The organism is Actinokineospora bangkokensis (assembly GCF_001940455.1).
GTDB lineage: Bacteria > Actinomycetota > Actinomycetes > Mycobacteriales > Pseudonocardiaceae > Actinokineospora > Actinokineospora bangkokensis.
Genome location: NZ_MKQR01000026.1, coordinates 348,903 through 366,629 on the forward strand (window position 1 = coordinate 348,903; position 17,727 = coordinate 366,629).

The 17,727-nt window shown below is 69.8% G+C and carries 30 protein-coding genes; 1 reads left to right on the plus strand and 29 read right to left on the minus strand.

Annotated elements, in window-relative coordinates; all coding sequences use genetic code 11:
• Positions 1 to 28: 28 nt before the first annotated feature.
• From truA to secY, 12 genes are all read right to left on the minus strand, one after another.
• Positions 29 to 814: a tRNA pseudouridine(38-40) synthase TruA gene (truA, locus tag BJP25_RS24185; RefSeq protein ID WP_075977284.1), complete on the minus strand. Its 786-nt coding sequence runs from the start codon at positions 812 to 814 to the stop codon at positions 29 to 31.
• 56 nt (positions 815 to 870) lie between these two features.
• The gene (rplQ, locus tag BJP25_RS24190; protein WP_075977285.1) at positions 871 to 1,443 is read right to left on the minus strand and encodes a 50S ribosomal protein L17; all 573 of its coding nucleotides are present in this window, start codon (positions 1,441 to 1,443) and stop codon (positions 871 to 873) included.
• Between the two features lie 45 nt (positions 1,444 to 1,488).
• On the minus strand, positions 1,489 to 2,541 hold the full coding sequence (locus BJP25_RS24195) for a DNA-directed RNA polymerase subunit alpha (RefSeq protein WP_075977286.1): 1,053 nt from the start codon (positions 2,539 to 2,541) through the stop codon (positions 1,489 to 1,491).
• A 127-nt stretch (positions 2,542 to 2,668) separates the two neighbouring features.
• Entirely contained in the window at positions 2,669 to 3,274 is a 606-nt protein-coding gene (gene rpsD, locus BJP25_RS24200) for a 30S ribosomal protein S4 (RefSeq protein WP_075977287.1), read from the minus strand.
• Between the two features lie 22 nt (positions 3,275 to 3,296).
• Positions 3,297 to 3,704, minus strand: a complete 408-nt coding sequence (gene rpsK / locus BJP25_RS24205) for a 30S ribosomal protein S11 (protein WP_075977288.1) — start codon at positions 3,702 to 3,704, stop codon at positions 3,297 to 3,299.
• Positions 3,705 to 3,719: 15 nt separating this feature from the next.
• On the minus strand, positions 3,720 to 3,902 hold the full coding sequence (locus tag BJP25_RS24210) for a hypothetical protein (RefSeq protein ID WP_075977289.1): 183 nt from the start codon (positions 3,900 to 3,902) through the stop codon (positions 3,720 to 3,722).
• Positions 3,899 to 4,279, minus strand: coding sequence for a 30S ribosomal protein S13 (gene rpsM / locus BJP25_RS24215; RefSeq protein ID WP_075977290.1), 381 nt, complete (start codon positions 4,277 to 4,279; stop codon positions 3,899 to 3,901). The genes BJP25_RS24210 and rpsM overlap by 4 nt, the downstream gene beginning before the upstream one ends.
• Positions 4,280 to 4,446: 167 nt before the next feature.
• On the minus strand, positions 4,447 to 4,560 hold the full coding sequence (rpmJ, locus tag BJP25_RS24220) for a 50S ribosomal protein L36 (RefSeq protein ID WP_018682809.1): 114 nt from the start codon (positions 4,558 to 4,560) through the stop codon (positions 4,447 to 4,449).
• 56 nt (positions 4,561 to 4,616) lie between these two features.
• Complete coding sequence (gene infA / locus BJP25_RS24225; protein WP_005166804.1) at positions 4,617 to 4,838, minus strand: translation initiation factor IF-1; 222 nt, start codon at positions 4,836 to 4,838, stop codon at positions 4,617 to 4,619.
• A gap of 285 nt (positions 4,839 to 5,123) precedes the next feature.
• Entirely contained in the window at positions 5,124 to 5,900 is a 777-nt protein-coding gene (gene map / locus BJP25_RS24230; protein WP_075977805.1) for a type I methionyl aminopeptidase, read from the minus strand.
• 47 nt (positions 5,901 to 5,947) lie between these two features.
• Positions 5,948 to 6,493 (minus strand): adenylate kinase, encoded by a 546-nt coding sequence (locus tag BJP25_RS24235; protein WP_075977291.1) that lies wholly within the window; start codon positions 6,491 to 6,493, stop codon positions 5,948 to 5,950.
• The gene (secY, locus tag BJP25_RS24240; protein ID WP_075977292.1) at positions 6,490 to 7,794 is read right to left on the minus strand and encodes a preprotein translocase subunit SecY; all 1,305 of its coding nucleotides are present in this window, start codon (positions 7,792 to 7,794) and stop codon (positions 6,490 to 6,492) included. The genes BJP25_RS24235 and secY overlap by 4 nt, the downstream gene beginning before the upstream one ends.
• 366 nt (positions 7,795 to 8,160) lie before the next feature.
• Between secY and BJP25_RS24245 the strand changes: the two genes are divergently transcribed.
• Positions 8,161 to 9,930, plus strand: a complete 1,770-nt coding sequence (locus tag BJP25_RS24245) for a 5'-nucleotidase C-terminal domain-containing protein (protein ID WP_075977293.1) — start codon at positions 8,161 to 8,163, stop codon at positions 9,928 to 9,930.
• A 73-nt stretch (positions 9,931 to 10,003) separates the two neighbouring features.
• Here the strand turns inward: BJP25_RS24245 and rplO are convergent, their stop codons facing one another.
• The 17 genes from rplO to rplB all read right to left on the minus strand — a co-directional run bounded on the left by rplO (position 10,004) and on the right by rplB (position 17,719).
• Complete coding sequence (rplO, locus tag BJP25_RS24250; protein WP_075977294.1) at positions 10,004 to 10,453, minus strand: 50S ribosomal protein L15; 450 nt, start codon at positions 10,451 to 10,453, stop codon at positions 10,004 to 10,006.
• Between the two features lie 3 nt (positions 10,454 to 10,456).
• Positions 10,457 to 10,636, minus strand: a complete 180-nt coding sequence (rpmD, locus tag BJP25_RS24255; protein WP_075977295.1) for a 50S ribosomal protein L30 — start codon at positions 10,634 to 10,636, stop codon at positions 10,457 to 10,459.
• A gap of 3 nt (positions 10,637 to 10,639) precedes the next feature.
• Entirely contained in the window at positions 10,640 to 11,296 is a 657-nt protein-coding gene (gene rpsE / locus BJP25_RS24260; RefSeq protein WP_075977296.1) for a 30S ribosomal protein S5, read from the minus strand.
• Positions 11,297 to 11,324: 28 nt separating this feature from the next.
• Complete coding sequence (gene rplR, locus BJP25_RS24265) at positions 11,325 to 11,726, minus strand: 50S ribosomal protein L18 (RefSeq protein WP_075977297.1); 402 nt, start codon at positions 11,724 to 11,726, stop codon at positions 11,325 to 11,327.
• Positions 11,727 to 11,728: 2 nt separating this feature from the next.
• Positions 11,729 to 12,268, minus strand: coding sequence for a 50S ribosomal protein L6 (gene rplF / locus BJP25_RS24270; protein WP_075977298.1), 540 nt, complete (start codon positions 12,266 to 12,268; stop codon positions 11,729 to 11,731).
• A gap of 16 nt (positions 12,269 to 12,284) precedes the next feature.
• A complete protein-coding gene (gene rpsH, locus BJP25_RS24275; RefSeq protein ID WP_075977299.1) occupies positions 12,285 to 12,683 on the minus strand; it encodes a 30S ribosomal protein S8 in 399 nt (132 codons plus the stop codon).
• Between the two features lie 127 nt (positions 12,684 to 12,810).
• Positions 12,811 to 12,996 (minus strand): type Z 30S ribosomal protein S14, encoded by a 186-nt coding sequence (locus tag BJP25_RS24280; protein ID WP_026424130.1) that lies wholly within the window; start codon positions 12,994 to 12,996, stop codon positions 12,811 to 12,813.
• Position 12,997: 1 nt separating this feature from the next.
• Positions 12,998 to 13,561 (minus strand): 50S ribosomal protein L5, encoded by a 564-nt coding sequence (gene rplE / locus BJP25_RS24285; protein WP_075977300.1) that lies wholly within the window; start codon positions 13,559 to 13,561, stop codon positions 12,998 to 13,000.
• Between the two features lie 2 nt (positions 13,562 to 13,563).
• Positions 13,564 to 13,884 carry a 50S ribosomal protein L24 gene (rplX, locus tag BJP25_RS24290; RefSeq protein ID WP_075977806.1) on the minus strand — a complete coding sequence of 107 codons (321 nt, stop codon included), beginning with the start codon at positions 13,882 to 13,884 and terminating at the stop codon, positions 13,564 to 13,566.
• A gap of 10 nt (positions 13,885 to 13,894) precedes the next feature.
• The gene (rplN, locus tag BJP25_RS24295) at positions 13,895 to 14,263 is read right to left on the minus strand and encodes a 50S ribosomal protein L14 (protein ID WP_075977301.1); all 369 of its coding nucleotides are present in this window, start codon (positions 14,261 to 14,263) and stop codon (positions 13,895 to 13,897) included.
• A gap of 91 nt (positions 14,264 to 14,354) precedes the next feature.
• Complete coding sequence (rpsQ, locus tag BJP25_RS24300; RefSeq protein ID WP_075977302.1) at positions 14,355 to 14,639, minus strand: 30S ribosomal protein S17; 285 nt, start codon at positions 14,637 to 14,639, stop codon at positions 14,355 to 14,357.
• The gene (rpmC, locus tag BJP25_RS24305; protein ID WP_075977303.1) at positions 14,636 to 14,881 is read right to left on the minus strand and encodes a 50S ribosomal protein L29; all 246 of its coding nucleotides are present in this window, start codon (positions 14,879 to 14,881) and stop codon (positions 14,636 to 14,638) included. The genes rpsQ and rpmC overlap by 4 nt, the downstream gene beginning before the upstream one ends.
• Positions 14,881 to 15,300: a 50S ribosomal protein L16 gene (gene rplP, locus BJP25_RS24310; protein WP_075977304.1), complete on the minus strand. Its 420-nt coding sequence runs from the start codon at positions 15,298 to 15,300 to the stop codon at positions 14,881 to 14,883. Before rplP ends, rpmC begins: the two co-directional genes overlap by 1 nt.
• A 3-nt stretch (positions 15,301 to 15,303) precedes the next feature.
• Positions 15,304 to 16,128, minus strand: a complete 825-nt coding sequence (gene rpsC / locus BJP25_RS24315; RefSeq protein WP_075977305.1) for a 30S ribosomal protein S3 — start codon at positions 16,126 to 16,128, stop codon at positions 15,304 to 15,306.
• Complete coding sequence (gene rplV, locus BJP25_RS24320; RefSeq protein WP_075977306.1) at positions 16,129 to 16,539, minus strand: 50S ribosomal protein L22; 411 nt, start codon at positions 16,537 to 16,539, stop codon at positions 16,129 to 16,131.
• A 46-nt stretch (positions 16,540 to 16,585) separates the two neighbouring features.
• Positions 16,586 to 16,867 carry a 30S ribosomal protein S19 gene (rpsS, locus tag BJP25_RS24325; protein ID WP_075977307.1) on the minus strand — a complete coding sequence of 94 codons (282 nt, stop codon included), beginning with the start codon at positions 16,865 to 16,867 and terminating at the stop codon, positions 16,586 to 16,588.
• Positions 16,868 to 16,885: 18 nt separating this feature from the next.
• The gene (gene rplB, locus BJP25_RS24330) at positions 16,886 to 17,719 is read right to left on the minus strand and encodes a 50S ribosomal protein L2 (protein ID WP_075977308.1); all 834 of its coding nucleotides are present in this window, start codon (positions 17,717 to 17,719) and stop codon (positions 16,886 to 16,888) included.
• Between the last annotated feature and the right edge of the window lie 8 nt (positions 17,720 to 17,727).

Sequence of the window (17,727 nt, forward strand, 5' to 3'; positions counted from 1 at the left end):
GAGTGCGCCGGGGCCCGGCGGGTTCCCGCTAGCGGGTGCGGACCCGGCGGGTGACCTCGGCGCGGCTCGCCAGCTCGGCGTCGGCGGGGTAGTCCACGCCGACGAGGGTCAGGCCGTGCGCGGGGGCGACGGTGATGGCGCTGGGGCGCTCGGTGGCGGTCAGCATCGTCGACGGCCACCCCACGGGCTTGCGGCCCTCCCCCACGGCCAGCAGGGCCCCGACCAGGCTGCGCACCATCGAGTGGCAGAAGGCGTCGGCGGAGACGTGCGCGACCAGGGTGCCGTCGGCCAGCCGCTCCCAGTCCAGGCGTTGCAGCTCGCGGATGGTGGTGGCGCCCTCGCGGCGCTTGCAGAAGGCCACGAAGTCGTGCTCGCCCAGCAGCAGCGCCGACGCCTGGTTCAGCGCCGCCAGGTCCAGCGGCCGGGGCCAGGTGACCACGTGGTTGCGGCGCAGCGGGTCGGCGCTGACCTGCCGGTCGCAGACGCGGTAGGCGTAGTGCCTGCGCAGGGCGGCGAACCGGGCGTCGAACTCCGGCGGCACCACCCGCGCGCTGGTGACCCGCACGTCCGCGGGCAGCGCCCTGGCCAGGCGGTCGACCAGCCGGTCGAGGTCGAGCCCGGCGGGCAGGTCGACGTGGGCGACCTGGCCGCTGGCGTGCACCCCGGCGTCGGTGCGCCCGGCCACGGTCAGCCGGGCGGGCGCGCGCAGCACCAGGCCCAGGGTGTCCTCCAGGACCCCGCAGACCGTGCGCCGCTCGGGCTGGCGGGCCCAGCCGGAGAAGTCGGTGCCGTCGTAGCTGATGCCCAGGCGGATGCGGACGAGCCCGCCACCCTCGGGGGTGGCGGGCTCGTCAGCGGTGCTGCGCGGGGTCAGGACTTGTCCTTGTCCTCGGCGGTCTCCTCGGCCGGGGCCGGGGCGGCGCCGTCGACCTTGGCCTCGTCGTCGGCCTTGGTCTCCACGGCCTCCGGGGTGTCGACCGCGGTGTCGTCCTCGGCCGGGGTCTCCGCGGCGGCGGGGGCCTCGGTCTTGGCCTCGTCCTTGGCGAACCGCGTCTTGCGCGCGGCCTCGGCCTCGGCGGTGACGGTCTTCTCCTGGATCAGCTCGATCACGGCCATGGGGGCGTTGTCGCCCTTGCGCGGCAGGGTCTTGGTGATCCGGGTGTAGCCGCCCTGGCGGTCGGCGTAGAACGGGCCCAGCTCGACGATCAGGCGCTGGACGACGTCCTTGTCGCGGATCACCTTCATGATCTCGCGGCGGTTGTGCAGGTCACCGACCTTGGCCTTGGTGATCAGGCGCTCGGCGTACGGGCGCAGCCGCTTCGCCTTGGCCTCGGTGGTGGTGATCCGCCCGTGCTGGAACAGCGCCGTGGCCAGGTTGGCCAGCAGCAGCCGCTCGTGCGCGGGGCCCCCGCCGAGGCGGGCACCCTTAGTGGGGGTGGGCATTGCTTGCTCCTTGTGGAAATCCGCTGCTCAGGCAGTCCCGCGGGACTAGAGCTGCTCGGTCTCTGCGTAGTCCTGGCCGTCGTCGTTGCCGGTGTCCGCGCTGGTGTCCGACCAGGTGTCGGTCGCGTAGTCCGCCGCGGCGGCCGTCGGGTCGAACCCGGGGGGGCTGTCCTTGAGCGCCAGGCCCAGGCCGACGAGCTTCATCTTGACCTCGTCGATGGACTTGGCACCGAAGTTGCGGATGTCCAGCAGGTCCGCCTCGGAGCGGGAGACGAGCTCACCCACGGTGTGGATGCCCTCGCGCTTGAGGCAGTTGTAGGAGCGCACGGTGAGGTCGAGGTCCTCGATCGGCATCGCGTAGGCGGCGATGGTGTCCGCCTCCTGCGGCGAGGGGCCGATCTCGATGCCCTCGGCGTCGACGTTGAGCTCGCGCGCCAGCCCGAACAGCTCGACCAGCGTCTTGCCCGCCGAGGCCACCGCGTCGCGCGGGGTGATCGACGGCTTGGTCTCGACGTCCAGGATGAGCTTGTCGAAGTCGGTGCGCTGCTCGACGCGGGTGGCCTCGACCTTGTAGGTCACCTTGAGCACGGGCGAGTAGATGGAGTCGACCGGGATGCGGCCGATCTCCGCGCCCGCCTGCTTGTTCTGCACGGCCGGGACGTAGCCGCGACCGCGCTCGACCACGAGCTCGATCTCCAGCTTGCCCTTGCCGTTCAGGGTGGCGATGTGCAGGTCGGGGTTGTGCACGGTGACGCCCGCGGGCGGCACGATGTCACCCGCGGTGACCTCACCGGGGCCCTGCTTGCGCAGGTACATCGTCACCGGCTCGTCCTCCTCGGAGGAGACCACGAGCTCCTTGAGGTTGAGGATGATGTCGGTGACGTCCTCCTTGACCCCCGGCACGGTGGTGAACTCGTGCAGCACGCCGTCGATGCGGATGCTGGTGACCGAGGCACCGGGGATCGAGGACAGCAGCGTGCGGCGCAGCGAGTTGCCGAGCGTGTAGCCGAAGCCGGGCTCCAGCGGCTCGATGACGAAGCGGGAGCGGGTCTCGGCGACCGGCTCCTCGGCCAGGGTGGGACGCTGTGAGATGAGCACTCTGGGTTCTTCCTTCCCTTGGGCGCCCGCTATTTGACGCCCGTCGTGAACGGGATGCCCCTGCGCGCACCGCCGGGTGCGGGCGCAGGAGCGGGGAGGCGGCCATGGGACCGCCTCCCCCGGTGCGTCACTTCGAGTAGAACTCGACGATCAGCTGCTCCTGCACGGGGACGTCGATCTGCGCGCGCTCGGGCAGCTGGTGCACGAGGATGCGCAGGTTCGACTGGACGACCTGCAGCCAGCCCGGGATCGGGCGGTCGCCGTAGGACTCCTTGGCGTCGACGAAGGGCAGCGTCGGCAGGGACTTGGGCTTGACATCGATGATGTCGAACTTGCTCACCTGGTACGACGGGATGTTGACCTTCTTGCCGTTCACGGTGAAGTGCCCGTGGCTGACCAGCTGGCGCGCCTGGCGGCGGGTGCGCGCGAGACCCGCGCGGTACACCACGTTGTCCAGGCGGGACTCCAGCAGCTGGAGCAGGACCTCACCGGTCTTGCCCTTGCGGCGGACGGCTTCCTCGTAGTAGCGGCGGAACTGCTTCTCGAGGATGCCGTAGGTGTAGCGGGCCTTCTGCTTCTCCTGGAGCTGAAGCAGGTACTCGCTCTCCTTGACCCGACCGCGGCCGTGCTGGCCGGGCGGGTACGGGCGGCGCTCGAAGGCCTGGTCGCCGCCGACGAGGTCGACCTTCAGGCGGCGCGAGATGCGCGTCGCGGGGCCGGTGTAGCGTGCCATTTCTGTTGCTCCTCCCGCTTCCTCAGACCCGGCGCCGCTTGGGCGGGCGGCAGCCGTTGTGGGGCTGCGGGGTCACGTCCTGGATGGTGCCGACCTCAAGGCCCGCCGCCGACAGCGAGCGGATCGCGGTCTCCCGGCCGGAGCCGGGGCCCTTGACGAAGACGTCGACCTTCTTCATGCCGTGCTCGGCCGCCTTGCGGGCGGCGTTCTCGGCGGCCATCTGCGCGGCGAACGGGGTCGACTTGCGCGAGCCCTTGAAGCCGACGTGCCCGGAGGACGCCCAGGAGATCACGGCGCCGGTCGGGTCGGTGATGGAGACGATGGTGTTGTTGAACGTGCTCTTGATGTGGGCGTGCCCGTACGAGACGTTCTTCTTTTCCTTGCGCCGGACCTTCTTGACTCCGGCGCCCTGGCGAGACTTGGGGGGCATGTCTTCGGGTTTCTCCTACTCGGGCCGCGAGGTGGTGATCTCAGGAGCAGCGTCCCGGATGATGGATCCGGCGTCCTTGTACAGCTCGCGCAGCGCCGCGGGGCGGGCGCACTTGGGCGCGACGGTGTAGGCCATGAACGACCGGCGACCGCGCCGCTGGGGCGCCATGGTCGCCACGGACTGACGGGAGATGCTCACTTCTTGCCGGCCTTCTTCTTGCCGGCGACCGTCTTCTTCGGACCCTTGCGGGTGCGGGCGTTGGTCTTGGTGCGCTGACCGCGCACCGGCAGACCGCGGCGCCACCGCAGGCCCTCGTAGCAGCCGATCTCGATCTTGCGGCGGATGTCCGCCTGCACCTCGCGCCGGAGGTCACCCTCGACCTTCCAGTGCTCTTCCATGTACTCCCGGAGCTTGACCAGGTCCTCGTCGGAGAGGTCCTTGGCGCGCAGGTCCGGGTCGACTCCGGTGGCCGCCAGCAGCTCCTGGCTGCGGGTGCGGCCGATCCCGAAGATGTAGGTCAGCGCGATCTCCATCCGCTTCTCGCGGGGGAGGTCGACGCCGGCGAGTCGTGCCATCTCGGCGTGTTCTCCTCTGTCTCGTCCCCAGGTTTTCTCCCCCACCGCCCCGGGACCGACTCAAGGTCCAGGGACCCGGCCTGGGGGCCGGGCGCGCACCGGGTCCGTGTGACCCGGCAGGTCGGGGGAGGCCTTCGCAGTGCGTCAGACCGCTGGAGTGCGGGTGATCAGCCCTGGCGCTGCTTGTGGCGCAGGTTCTCGCAGATCACCATGACCCGGCCGTGGCGGCGGATCACCTTGCACTTGTCGCAGATCTTCTTGACGCTCGGGTTGACCTTCACGTCTGCTTCCTCGTTTTTTCCGGCCCGTGGCGTCCCGGTCAGCGACCGGGGCCTCGTCACTTGTAGCGGTAGACGATGCGGCCGCGGGACAGGTCGTAGGGCGACAGCTCCACGACCACCCGGTCCTCGGGCAGGATGCGGATGTAGTGCTGCCGCATCTTGCCGCTGATGTGTGCCAGGACCTTGTGGCCGTTCTCCAACTCGACGCGGAACATCGCGTTGGGGAGTGGCTCGACCACGCGGCCTTCGACCTCGATGGCCCCGTCCTTCTTGCCCATGTCCTCCGCGTTTCGTGACGTGGTGATGTGGCTTCGGTCTTCGTGCGTTGCGTGCGGTGCTTCACGTGCGTTGCGTGCGGTGCCCGGCGGGCGCGCGAGACGGCAGGTGCTCTCGCACCGGGCTCGACGCACGACGGGGACGGCGCTGAGGTACCGCGCCACCGGTCAAGTGTACGCACGGCGGCAGGGGCGTGCGAAATCGGGGTTACCCCCGCGTCAAGAACCCGGGCGCGTCGTCCACCCGCAGGTGTGGACCCGGTGTCGTCCGCGCAGGTCAGGGGTGGTTCAGGCGCCCTCGGGGGCGGTGAGCACCCAGGGCCCGGACTCGGTGATGGCCACCGTGTGCTCCCAGTGCGCGGCGCGGCTGCCGTCGGTCGTCACGACCGTCCAGCCGTCGTCGAGCTCCAGGGTCTCCTCGGTGCCGAGGGTGAGCATCGGCTCGATGGCGATGGCCATGCCGACCCGCAGCTTGGGGCCGCGCCCGGGCTTGCCGTGGTTGGGCAGGAACGGGTCCATGTGCATCGAGGTGCCGATGCCGTGGCCGCCGTACTCGCGGACGATGCCGTAGCGGCGGCCGTGCTCGCGCTCGGCGGCGTGGGTGGCCCGCTCGATGGCGTGCGAGACGTCGGAGAGCTTGGCCCCGGCGACGGCCGCGGCGATGCCCGCCTCCATCGACAGCTTCGTCGCCGCGGACAGCTGCCGGTCGGCCTCGCCCGCCTCGCCGACGTGCAGGGTGACCGCGGAGTCGCCGTGCCAGCCGTCGAGGATCGCCCCGCAGTCGACCGAGACCAGGTCGCCGTCGGCGAGCACCTGGTCGCGGGACGGGATGCCGTGCACGATCTGCTCGTTCACCGAGGCGCAGATGCTGGCCGGGAAGCCGTGGTAGCCCAGGAACGAGGGCACCGCGCCCGCGTCGCGGATGACCTGCTCGGCCACCTCGTCCAGCTCGCCGGTGGACACCCCGGCCTTGGCGGCGGCGGTGACCTCGGCCAGGGCGCGGGCGACCACGATCCCGGCCGCCCGCATCGCCTCCAGCTCACCTGCGGACTTGATCTCGATCATGCGGGCGCGCCAGGACGCGACGGCCATGCGCCAGAAGCCTGCACCGGTCATCCCCGCGAGCGCAGCGCGGACAGCACGCGCCCGGTCACCTCGTCGACGGCGCCCACCGCGTCCACGGTGATGAGCTGGTCGGCGTAGTGGTCCAGCAGCGGGGCGGTCTCCTTGCGGTAGACCTCGAGCCGGTGGCGGATGACGTCCTCGGTGTCGTCCGCCCGGCCGCGGCCGAGCAGCCGCTCGACCACCACGTCCTCGTCGATCCGGAACTCGACCACGGCGTCGAGCTCGACGCCGAGCTCGCGGGCCAGGAAGTCGGCCTGGCCGGTGTTGCGGGGGAAGCCGTCGAGCAGGAAGCCGCCCCGGGCGTCCTCGGCGCCCAGCCGGTCCCGGACCATCTCGTTGGTCACCTCGTCGGGCACCAGGCCACCGGCGTCCATGATCGCCTTGACCTGCCTGCCGAGCTCGGTGTTGTTCGCGATGTGCGCCCGGAACAGGTCACCCGTGGAGATGTGCGGCACGCCGAGCTGGGAGCTGAGCGCAGCGGCCTGGGTGCCCTTGCCAGCACCGGGCGGGCCAACGAGAACAACACGAGTCACTTGAGGAACCCTTCGTAGTTTCGCTGCATGAGCTGGCTCTCGATCTGCTTCACCGTGTCCAGGCCGACGCCGACCATGATCAGCACCGCGGTGCCGCCGAACGGGAAGTTCTGGTTGTTGCCCTGCCCGCCGGTCACGTCGAGGAAGAAGTTGGGCAGCACGGCGATGATGCCGAGGTAGATCGAGCCGGGCAGGGTGATCCGGCTCAGCACGAAGCTCAGGTATTCCGAGGTGGGGCGACCCGGGCGGATGCCGGGGATGAAGCCGCCGAACTTCTTCATCTCGTCGGCGCGCTCGTTCACGTTGAACGTGATGGTGATGTAGAAGTACGTGAAGAAGATGATCAGCGCGAAGTACAGCCCGATGTGCACCCAGCTGCTCTGCTTGACCACGTAGTTGGCGATGAAGTTCTGCCAGCCGGAGTTGCCAGCGCCCACCAGCCGCGAGATCAGGTCGGGCAGGTAGAGCAGCGACGAGGCGAAGATGACCGGGATGACGCCCGCCTGGTTGACCTTCAGCGGCAGGTAGGTCGAGGTCCCGCCGTACATGCGGCGGCCGATCATGCGCTTGGCGTACTGCACCGGGATCCGGCGCTGGCCCTGCTCGACGAAGATGACGCTGGCGATGATGACCAGGCCGAAGAAGCAGACCAGCGCGAAGACCACGCCGCCCTGGTTCTCCAGGATGTTGGCGCCCTCGGCCGGGATCCGCGCGGCGATGTTGACGAACATCAGCAGGGACATGCCGTTGCCGATGCCGCGCTCGGTGATGAGCTCGCCGAACCACATGATCACCGCGGTGCCCGCGGTCATCGTGATGACGATGACCGAGAGGGTGAAGATGTTGCTGCCCGGGATGATCGGGTCGGGGCAGTTGGCGAACAGCTGCCCGCGGTCGGCCAGCGCCACGATGCCGGTGGCCTGCAGGACCGCCAGGGCGATCGTCAGGTACCGGGTGTACTGGGTCAGCTTGGCCTGGCCGGACTGGCCTTCCTTCTTCAGCTGCTCGAAGCGCGGGATGACCACCGTGAGCAGCTGGATGATGATGCTCGCGGTGATGTAGGGCATGATCCCGAGCGCGAACAGCGACAGCTGGAGCAGCGCACCGCCGCTGAACAGGTTCAGCAGCTGGACGACGCCCTGGTCCTCGACCGTGTTCAGGCACTTCTGGACGTTCGCGTAGGACACGCCAGGGGACGGGATGGTCGCGCCGATGCGGTAGACCACGATGATCATCAGCGTGAACAGGATCTTGCGGCGCAGGTCCGGCGTCGCGAGAGCCGAGCGGAAGGCGCTGAGCACGCAGGAACCTCCATCGGCGTCACCGGCGCTCATCACCGGTGAACGGGCTTCCACCGACCGGGCGGCCGGCGCTTGCACATGCTCCCCGCGCACCGCCTGGTGGCAAGCCGGGGGCGCTCCGGGGGACAGGGCTCCCGCAGCGTGCTCCCGACTGTAACAGCACGACTGGTCGGTACAGCACCCCCCGGCCCCGCCGCCGTCCGCCCTCAGCGGAACGTGCGCGCCGGGTGAGCAGGACGTCCGCGGCCTTGCTCCGGCTCGCCCACGACCCCCGTGCGGGTCCCGACGTCAGCAGGTGGTGCCGCGCCGGGGGCACGGGGTGGGATGGGGGTGCACATCCCCCGATCGGGAAGGGAACACGCGCCCATGCGCCCATCGAGACTCGCGGTGCTGGCGGGCCTGGCCGCAGGCGTCGTGGTGGCCTCGGCCGCCGCCGCGCCGCAGGCCGCCGCCGGTGCGCCCGCCCGGGCGACCATCACCCTGATGGAGAGCTCGGACCTGCACGGCAACGCGCTGAACTGGGACTACTTCCGCAACACCGAGTACGACGACAGCGCGCACAACGACGTGGGCCTGGCCAAGGTCGCCACCCTGGTCGACCGGGTCAGGGCCGACCGGGGCCGCGGTCGGACCCTGCTGCTCGACTCCGGCGACACCCTGCAGGGCACCTCGCTGGACTACTACTACGCCAAGGTCGAGCCCATCACCAGCACCGGCGCGGTGCACCCGATGGCCGCCGCCATGAACGCGATCGGCTACGACGCCGTCACGCTGGGCAACCACGAGTTCAACTACGGCCTCCCGCTGCTCGCCGAGTGGGTGAAGCAGATGAAGGCCCCGGTGCTCGGCGCCAACGCCGTCGACGCGCGCACCGGGCTGCCGAAGTACCAGCCGTTCGTGATGAAGCGGATGGACGCGGGCGGCAAGCGGCCGGTCACCGTCGGCGTCCTCGGCCTGACCAACCCCGGCATCGCGCTGTGGGACAAGGCCAACGTCGACGGCAAGCTCAAGTTCCACGACCTGGTGCAGACCGCGCGCTTCTGGGTGCCGGTCATGAAGCTGCTGGGCGCCGACGTCGTCGTGGTCACCGCGCACGCCGGTGACAACGGCATGTCCTCCTACACCGGCGACATCCCCGTCGAGAACGCCTCGGCCATGGTCGCCGAGGAGGTCCCCGGCATCGACGCGGTGCTGTTCGGCCACGCCCACAACGACGTCCCGCAGCGGTTCGTCACCAACAAGAAGACCGGCAAGCAGGTGCTGCTCACCGAGCCGAGCAAGTGGGGGCAGCGGCTGTCGGTCGTGGACTTCACCCTGCAGGAGTCCCGCGGCGGCTGGGCGGTGGTCGACAAGCGCTCGACGACGCTGAACACCAACACCGTCCCCGAGGACCCGAAGATCAAGGCCCTGGTCCAGGGGGCGCACGACAAGACCGTGGCCTACGTCAACCAGACGGTCGCCCAGTCCACCGAAGAGCTGTCCGCGGCCCAGTCCCCCTACCGCGACACCGCCATCCTCGACTACATCCAGCAGGTGCAGACCGAGACGGTGACGGCGGCCCTGGCGGGCACCCCGCAAGCGGGCCTGCCCGTGCTGTCCATCGCCGCCCCGTTCAGCCGCACCGCGGTCTTCCCCGCGGGCCCCGTCAGCATCCGCGACATCGCGGGGCTCTACATCTACGACAACACCCTGCAAGCGGTCACCCTGACCGGCAGCCAGGTCAAGGACTACCTGGAGCACTCGGCCCGGTACTTCAACCAGCTGCCCGCGGGTGCGCCGGTCGACCCGGCGACCCTGACCAACGCCCACGGCCTCCCGGACTACAACTACGACGTGCTGTCCGGGGTCACCTACGACATCGACATCTCCAAGCCCGAGGGCTCCCGCATCACCGGCCTGTCCTACGGCGGCGCGCCGGTGACCCCCGACCAGCAGTTCGCGGTGGCCATCAACAACTACCGCCAGAGCGGCGGCGGGGGCTTCCCGCACGTGTCGACGGCCCCGGTCGTCTACAACGCGCAGGTGGAGATCCGCCAAGCCCTGATCGATTACGCCACCGCAAAGGGCACCATCAACCCCGCGGACTTCTACCGCGAGAACTGGCGCCTGACCCGCGAGGGCGTGCCGGTGTTCTGAGCCGGTCCCGGGGACGCGACGAGGGCCGGGAGCGATCCGCTCCCGGCCCTCGTCGTGCTGCTGCCGTGCGCCCTCAGGCGGTCGTCGCGGTGGCGGTGCCACCGGCGGCCGACAGCTTCTCCGAGGCGGAGCCGGAGAACTTGTCGGCGGTGACGTCCAGCTTCACGCTGCCGACGTCGCCGTTGCCCAGGACCTTGACCAGGTTGCCCTTGCGGACCAGGCCCTTGGCGACCAGGTCGGCGATGCCCACGGAGCCGCCCTCGGGGAAGGCCTCCGCGATGTCGCCGACGTTGACGACCTGGTACTCGACCCGGAAGCGGTTCTTGAAGCCCTTGAGCTTCGGCAGCCGCATCTGGATCGGCATCTGGCCACCCTCGAAGCGCGCGGGGACGTTCTTGCGCGCCTTGGTGCCCTTGGTACCGCGACCGGCGGTCTTGCCCTTGGAGCCCTCACCGCGACCCACGCGGGTCTTGGCGGTGTTGGCGCCCGGGGCCGGACGCAGGTGGTGGATCTTGATAGCCATGTGTCAGACCTCCTCGACCTGCACGAGGTGGCGGACGGTGTGGATCAGGCCGCGCACCTCGGGGGTGTCGTCGCGGACCGTGGACTGGCGGATCTTCCGCAGGCCCAGGGTGCGCAGCGACTCACGGTGGTTGCGCTTGGTGCCGATCGCGCTCTTGACCTGCGTGACCTTCAGCTGAGCCATGGGTCAGGCCCCCGTTCCGGCCGCGGCGGCCGCCCGGGCGCGCAGCATGCCAGCCGGGGCCACGTCCTCGAGCGGCAGGCCGCGGCGGGCGGCCACCTCCTCGGGGCGCTGCAGGCCCTTGAGGGCCGCCATCGTGGCGTGCACGATGTTGATCGCGTTGTCCGAGCCCAGGGACTTGGACAGCACGTCCTGGATGCCCGCGCACTCCAGCACGGCGCGCACCGGACCACCGGCGATCACACCGGTACCGGCCGACGCCGGGCGCAGCAGCACGACACCGGCCGCCTTCTCGCCCTGGATCGGGTGCGGGATGGTGCCGCCGATGCGGGGGACGCGGAAGAAGTTCTTCTTCGCCTCCTCGACGCCCTTGGCGATCGCGGCGGGCACCTCCTTGGCCTTGCCGTAGCCGACGCCCACCATGCCGTCGCCGTCGCCGACGACCACCAGCGCGGTGAAGCTGAAGCGCCGACCACCCTTGACGACCTTGGCGACGCGGTTGATCGCGACGACGCGCTCGAGGTGCGGGGTCTTGTCCTGGGCCTGGCCGCGGCCGCCGTCACGCCGGTCGCGGCCGCCACGGCGCTCGCCGCGCTCGTTGCCGCCCTGCTGACCGCCGCCCGGGCCGCCCTGGCCGCCGAACTGCCGCGTACGTCCCGGCATCAGGCGTTCCTTCCATCGTTGTACGTCATCAGAACTCCAGCCCCGCCTCGCGCGCCGAGTCGGCCAGCGACGCGATGCGGCCGGTGTACTTGTTGCCGCCGCGGTCGAAGACGACCTTGGCGATGCCCTTGTCCTTGGCGCGGGCGGCGATCAGCTCGCCGACCTTGGCCGCGCGGGCCTTCTTGTCGCCCTCGACGGCGCGCACGTCGGCCTCCAGCGACGACGCCGCGGCCAGGGTGCGCCCGGCCAGGTCGTCGACGAGCTGGACCGAGATGTGCCGCGAGGACCGGTTCACGACCAGGCGCGGGCGGACGTCGGTGCCGCTGATCTTCTTGCGGAGCCGGAAGTGCCTGCGGGTCTTGGCGACGCGCCGGGTGGTGGAGATGTCCTTGCCCACCGGCTTGCGCTTGACGGCGGTTGCTTCGCTCATGGTCACTTACCCGTCTTCCCGACCTTGCGGCGGATCTTCTCGTCCGCGTACCGCACGCCCTTGCCCTTGTACGGGTCGGGCTTGCGCAGCTTGCGGATGTTGGCCGCGACCTCGCCGACCTGCTGCTTGTCGATGCCCGAGACGGAGAACCGCGTCGGGGTCTCCACCGCGAAGGTGATGCCCTCCGGGGCGACGACCTTCACCGGGTGGCTGTAGCCCAGGGAGAACTCCAGGTCGGAGCCCTTGGCCTGGACGCGGTAGCCGACGCCGTGGATCTCCAGCTTCTTCTCGAAGCCCTGGGTCACGCCCAGCACGACGTTGTTGACCAGCGAGCGGGTCAGGCCGTGCAGGGCACGGTTCTGGCGCTCGTCGTCGGGCCGCTTGACCTCGAGGGTGCCGTCCTCGGCGCGCTCGACGGTGATCGGCTCGGACACGCGCAGCGACAGCGTGCCCTTCGGGCCCTTGACGCTGAGGTCCTGGCCGTCGATGGTGATGTCGACCCCGGACGGGACCGGGATCGGGAGCTTTCCGATGCGAGACATGGCTGCTACCCCTCCCCTACCAGACGTAGGCGAGGACTTCGCCGCCCACGCCCTGCTTGCCCGCCTGGCGGTCGGTCAGCAGGCCACCGGACGTGGAGATGATCGCCACGCCCAGGCCGCCGAGGACCTTCGGCAGGTTGGTCGACTTCGCGTACACCCGCAGACCGGGCTTGGACACCCGGCGCAGACCGGCGATGCTGCGCTCGCGGTTCGGGCCGTACTTGAGGGTGATGATGAGGTTCTTGCTCTTCTCACCCTGCTCGTCGCGGAAGTCCGCGATGTAGCCCTCGCGCTTGAGGATCTCGGCGATGTGCGCCTTGAGCTTGGAGTGCGGCAGCACGACCTCGTCGTGGTACGCCGAGTTGGCGTTGCGCAGACGCGTCAGGAAGTCTGCGATCGGGTCGGTCATCGTCATGGGTGACCTGTCAACCTTCCTCGCCGTGGTTCCCTCTCGGGCCTGCGGCGAACTGGGGGGGTGTAGCTGGGCGGGCAGCCCCGCGGGGCCCGCCGACCCACCAGGGTACAGCGGGCCCCGAGGACCACTACCAGCTGGACTTGCTCACGCCGGGCAGCTCGCCCCGGTGCGCCATCTGGCGCAGGCAGATCCGGCACAGGCCGAACTTGCGGAACACCGAGTGCGGGCGGCCGCAGCGGTTGCAGCGGGTGTACGCGCGCACCGCGAACTTGGGCTTGCGAGCGGCCTTGGAAACCAGTGCCTTCTTGGCCATCTCAGTTCTCCTTGAACGGGAAGCCCAGGTGCTTGAGCAGCGCCCGGCCCTCCTCGTCGGTGGTCGCGGTGGTCACGACGGTGATGTCCATGCCGCGGGGGCGGTCGATCGAGTCCGGGTCGATCTCGTGGAACATCGACTGCTCGTTGAGACCGAAGGTGTAGTTGCCGTTGCCGTCGAACTGCTTGCCCGACAGGCCGCGGAAGTCGCGGATGCGGGGCAGGGCGATGGTCAGCAACCGGTCCAGGAACTCCCACATCCGGTCGCCGCGCAGGGTGACCCGCGCGCCGATCGGCATGCCCTCGCGGAGCTTGAACTGCGCGATCGACTTGCGCGCCTTGCGGATCTCGGGCTTCTGGCCGGTGATCGTGGCCAGGTCGCGGACCGCGCCCTCGATGAGCTTGCCCTCGCGCGCGGCGTCGCCGACGCCCATGTTGACGACGACCTTCACCACGCCGGGGATCTGCATCACGTTGGCGTAGGAGTACTCGTCGCGCAGCGCGGGGGCGATCTCCTCGCGGTAGCGCACCTTGAGCCGGGGGGTGATCTTCTCGATGGTGGTCATGATCAGATCTCCTTCCCGCCACCGTGCGCGCCGCGCGCGATGCGCACCTTGTTGCCCTCGTCGTCGAACTTGTAGCCGACGCGGACGGCCTTGCCGTCGTGCACGAGCTGGACGTTGCTGACGTGGATCGGGGCCTCCTGGGTCACGATCCCGCCGGACTGCGCACCGCGCTGGGTCTGCGAGACCCTGGTGTGCTTCTTGATCCGGTTGACGCCCTCGACCAGGACGCGGTTGGTGTCCGGGTAGGCCTGGATGACCTTGCCCCGGGCGCCCTTGTCCTTGCCCGCGATCACCAGGACGGTGTCGCCCTTCTTGATCTTCAGCTTCGCCATGTCAGAGCACCTCCGGCGCCAGCGAGATGATCTTCATGAACTTCTTGTCGCGCAGCTCGCGGCCCACCGGGCCGAAGATGCGCGTGCCCCGGGGCTCACCCTCGTTCTTGATGAGGACCGCGGCGTTCTCGTCGAACCGGATGTAGGACCCGTCCGGACGGCGGCGCTCCTTGACGGTGCGGACGACGACGGCCTTGACGACGTCGCCCTTCTTCACGCCCGCGCCGGGGATCGCGTCCTTGACGGTGGCGACGATGATGTCGCCGATGCCGGCGTAGCGGCGCCCGGAGCCACCGAGCACGCGGATGCAAAGGATCTCCTTCGCACCGGTGTTGTCGGCGACGCGGAGCCGCGACTCCTGCTGGATCACGTGGTACTCCTGACCATTCGTGGCCCGCCAGATTTCCGACCTGACGGGCTCGGCCTAGCTGCTTGGAGGGGTGGTGCGGTGGTGCGGAGGGCTACTTGGCCTTCTCCAGGACCTCGACCAGCCGCCACCGCTTGGTGGCCGACAGCGGTCGGGTCTCCATGAGCAGGACGCGGTCGCCCACGCCCGCCGTGTTCTCCTCGTCGTGCGCCTTCACCTTCGTGGTGAAGCGGATGACCTTGGAGTACCGCGGGTGCTTCTTGCGGTCCTCCAGCGCCACGACGACGGTCTTGTCCATCTTGTCCGACACGACCAGGCCCTCGCGCACCTTGCGGGTGTTGCGGGGGGTCGCCTCGGTGGTCTCGTTGTTCTCGCTCATGCGGCACCCTCACTCGACGCCTCATCGGGGGACACCGAGAGCCCGAGCTCGCGCTCGCGCATCACGGTGTAGACGCGCGCGATGTCGTGCTTGACGGTGCGCAGCCTGCGGTTGTTGTCGAGCTGACCGGTCGCCATCTGGAAGCGCAGGTTGAACAGCTCTTCCTTCGCCTCGCGCAACCGCTGCACGAGCTCCTCGTCGGTGAGCTCGCGCAGGTCCGCCGCGGTGGTACCCGCCGCCATCAGAAGTCACCACCCTCACGCGTGACGATGCGGCACTTCATCGGGAGCTTGTGGATGGCTCGGCGCAGTGCCTCGCGCGCGATCTGCTCGTTCGGGAAGCTCATCTCGAAGACGACGCGACCCGGCTTGACGTTGGCCACCCAGTACTCGGGCGAGCCCTTGCCGGAACCCATGCGGGTCTCGGCGGGCTTCTTGGTGAGCGGGCGGTCCGGGAAGATGTTGATCCAGACCTTGCCACCGCGGCGGATGTGCCGGTTGATGGCGATACGGGCGGACTCGATCTGGCGGTTGGTCACGTAGGCGGGTTCGAGCGCCTGGATGCCGAACTCGCCGAAGGTGACCTTGGTGCCGCCCTTGGCAGCGCCACTCCGGCTGGGGTGGTGCTGCTTGCGGTGCTTGACCCTGCGCGGGATGAGCACTGGTCAGCCCTCCCCGTTGGACGCGCCCTCGGCCGGGGCCTCGGACTTCGGAGCCTCGGCGGCCGCGCGGCCCGCCTCGGTGCTGGTTGCGGTGGTGCCCTGGGCACCGGAGCGGCGAGCGCGGTTGGGGCGCTCGCGGCGCGGCTCGCGGCGGTTGTCCGGGGAGGACGGCCGGGAGTTGCTGTCCGCCTCGCGACGGCCGCCGACGACCTCGCCCTTGTAGATCCAGACCTTCACGCCGATGCGGCCGAAGGTCGTGCGGGCCTCGAAGAACCCGTAGTCGATGTCGGCGCGCAGCGTGTGCAGCGGGACCCGGCCCTCGCGGTAGTGCTCGGAGCGGGACATCTCGGCGCCGCCGAGGCGGCCACCGCACTGCACGCGGATGCCCTTGACCTGCGGGCTGCGCATGGCCGACTGGATGGCCTTGCGCATCGCGCGGCGGAAGGACACGCGGTTGGACAGCTGCTCGGCGGTCACCTGGGCGACCAGCTGGGCGTCCGACTCGGGGTTCTTGACCTCGAGGATGTTGAGCTGCACCTGCTTCTTGGTGAGCTTCTCCAGCTCACCGCGGATGCGGTCGGCCTCGGCGCCGCGGCGGCCGATGACGATGCCCGGCCGGGCGGTGTGGATGTCGACGCGGACCCGGTCGCGGGTGCGCTCGATCTCCACGCGGGAGATGCCCGCGCGCTCCATGCCCTTGCTGAGCAGGCGGCGGATCTTGACGTCCTCCGCCACGTACTCGGCGTACTGCTTGTCGGCGTACCAGCGGGACCGCCAGTCGGTGGTGATCCCGAGCCGGAAGCCGTGGGGGTTGATCTTCTGCCCCATTTAGCGGGCACCACCCTTCTTGGCCTTGGCGGCCTGCTTCGGCCGGGACTCGACCTCGACCGTGATGTGGCTCGTGCGCTTGCGGATCCGGTAGGCGCGGCCCTGGGCGCGCGGCCGGAAGCGCTTCAGCGTCGGGCCCTCGTCGACGAACACCGTCTTGATCCAGAGGGTGTCCGGGTCGAGGTTGAGGTTGTTCTCTGCGTTGGCGATAGCGCTGGCGAGCACCTTCGCGACGGGCGTGCTGGCCGCCTGCGGCGCGAACTGGAGCACGGCCAGGGCTTCGCTGGCGCTACGACCCCTGATGAGCTCGACGACGCGACGGACCTTCATGGGCGTGTCGCGGACGTAGCGAGCCCGAGCGATGGCGCTGGGGTACTCCTCCTGCGCCACAGCCTCGTTGCGGGCGTTCATCGCTGCTTCCCCTTAGCTTTCTTCTCTGCTCTGGTGTTCGCGCCGACTAGCGGCGGCGGGCCTTGCGGTCGTCCTTGACGTGCCCCTTGAAGGTGCGCGTCGGGGCGAACTCGCCGAGCTTGTGCCCGACCATGGACTCGTTGACGAAGACCGGGACGTGCTTGCGGCCGTCGTGCACCGCGATGGTGTGGCCCAGCATGTCCGGGATGATCGTGGACCGGCGGGACCAGGTCTTGATGACGGTCTTCTTGCCCGATTCGTTGAGAGCGTCCACCTTCTTGAGCAGGTGGTCGTCCACGAACGGGCCCTTCTTCAGGCTGCGTGGCATGTGCTTCTACCTCCCTGCTCAGCGCTTCTTGCCGGTGCGGCGGCGGCGGACGATCAGCTTGTCGGATGCCTTGCGGCGGCGGGTGCGGCCCTCGGGCTTGCCCGCGGGGTTCACCGGGTGGCGACCACCGGAGGTCTTGCCCTCACCACCACCGTGCGGGTGGTCGACCGGGTTCATCGCGACACCGCGGACGGTCGGGCGCTTGCCCTTCCAGCGCATGCGCCCGGCCTTGCCCCAGTTGATGTTGGCGTGCTCGGAGTTGCCCACCTCGCCGACGGTGGCGCGGCAGCGCACGTCGACGTTGCGGATCTCGCCGGACGGCATGCGCAGCTGCGCGTAGGGGCCGTCCTTGGCCACCAGCTGCACCGAGGCACCGGCGGAGCGGGCGATCTTGGCGCCGCCACCGGGGCGGAGCTCGATCGCGTGCACCGTGGTGCCGACCGGGATGTTGCGCAGCGGCAGGTTGTTGCCCGGCTTGATGTCGGCCCGGGGGCCGTTCTCGATCGGGTCGCCCTGCTTGAGCAGCTTCGGCGCGATGATGTAGCGCTTCTCGCCGTCTGCGTAGTGCAGCAGCGCGATGCGGGCGGTGCGGTTGGGGTCGTACTCGATGTGAGCGACCTTGGCCGGCACGCCGTCCTTGTCGTTGCGGCGGAAGTCGATCAGGCGGTAGGCGCGCTTGTGGCCGCCACCCTTGTGCCGGGTGGTGATCTTGCCGTGCGCGTTGCGCCCGCCCGTGCCGTGCAGGGGACGGATCAGCGACTTCTCCGGGGTCGAGCGGGTGATCTCGGCGAAGTCCGAGACGCTCGAACCGCGGCGACCGGGGGTCGTCGGCTTGTACTTGCGGATACCCATGTCAGCTC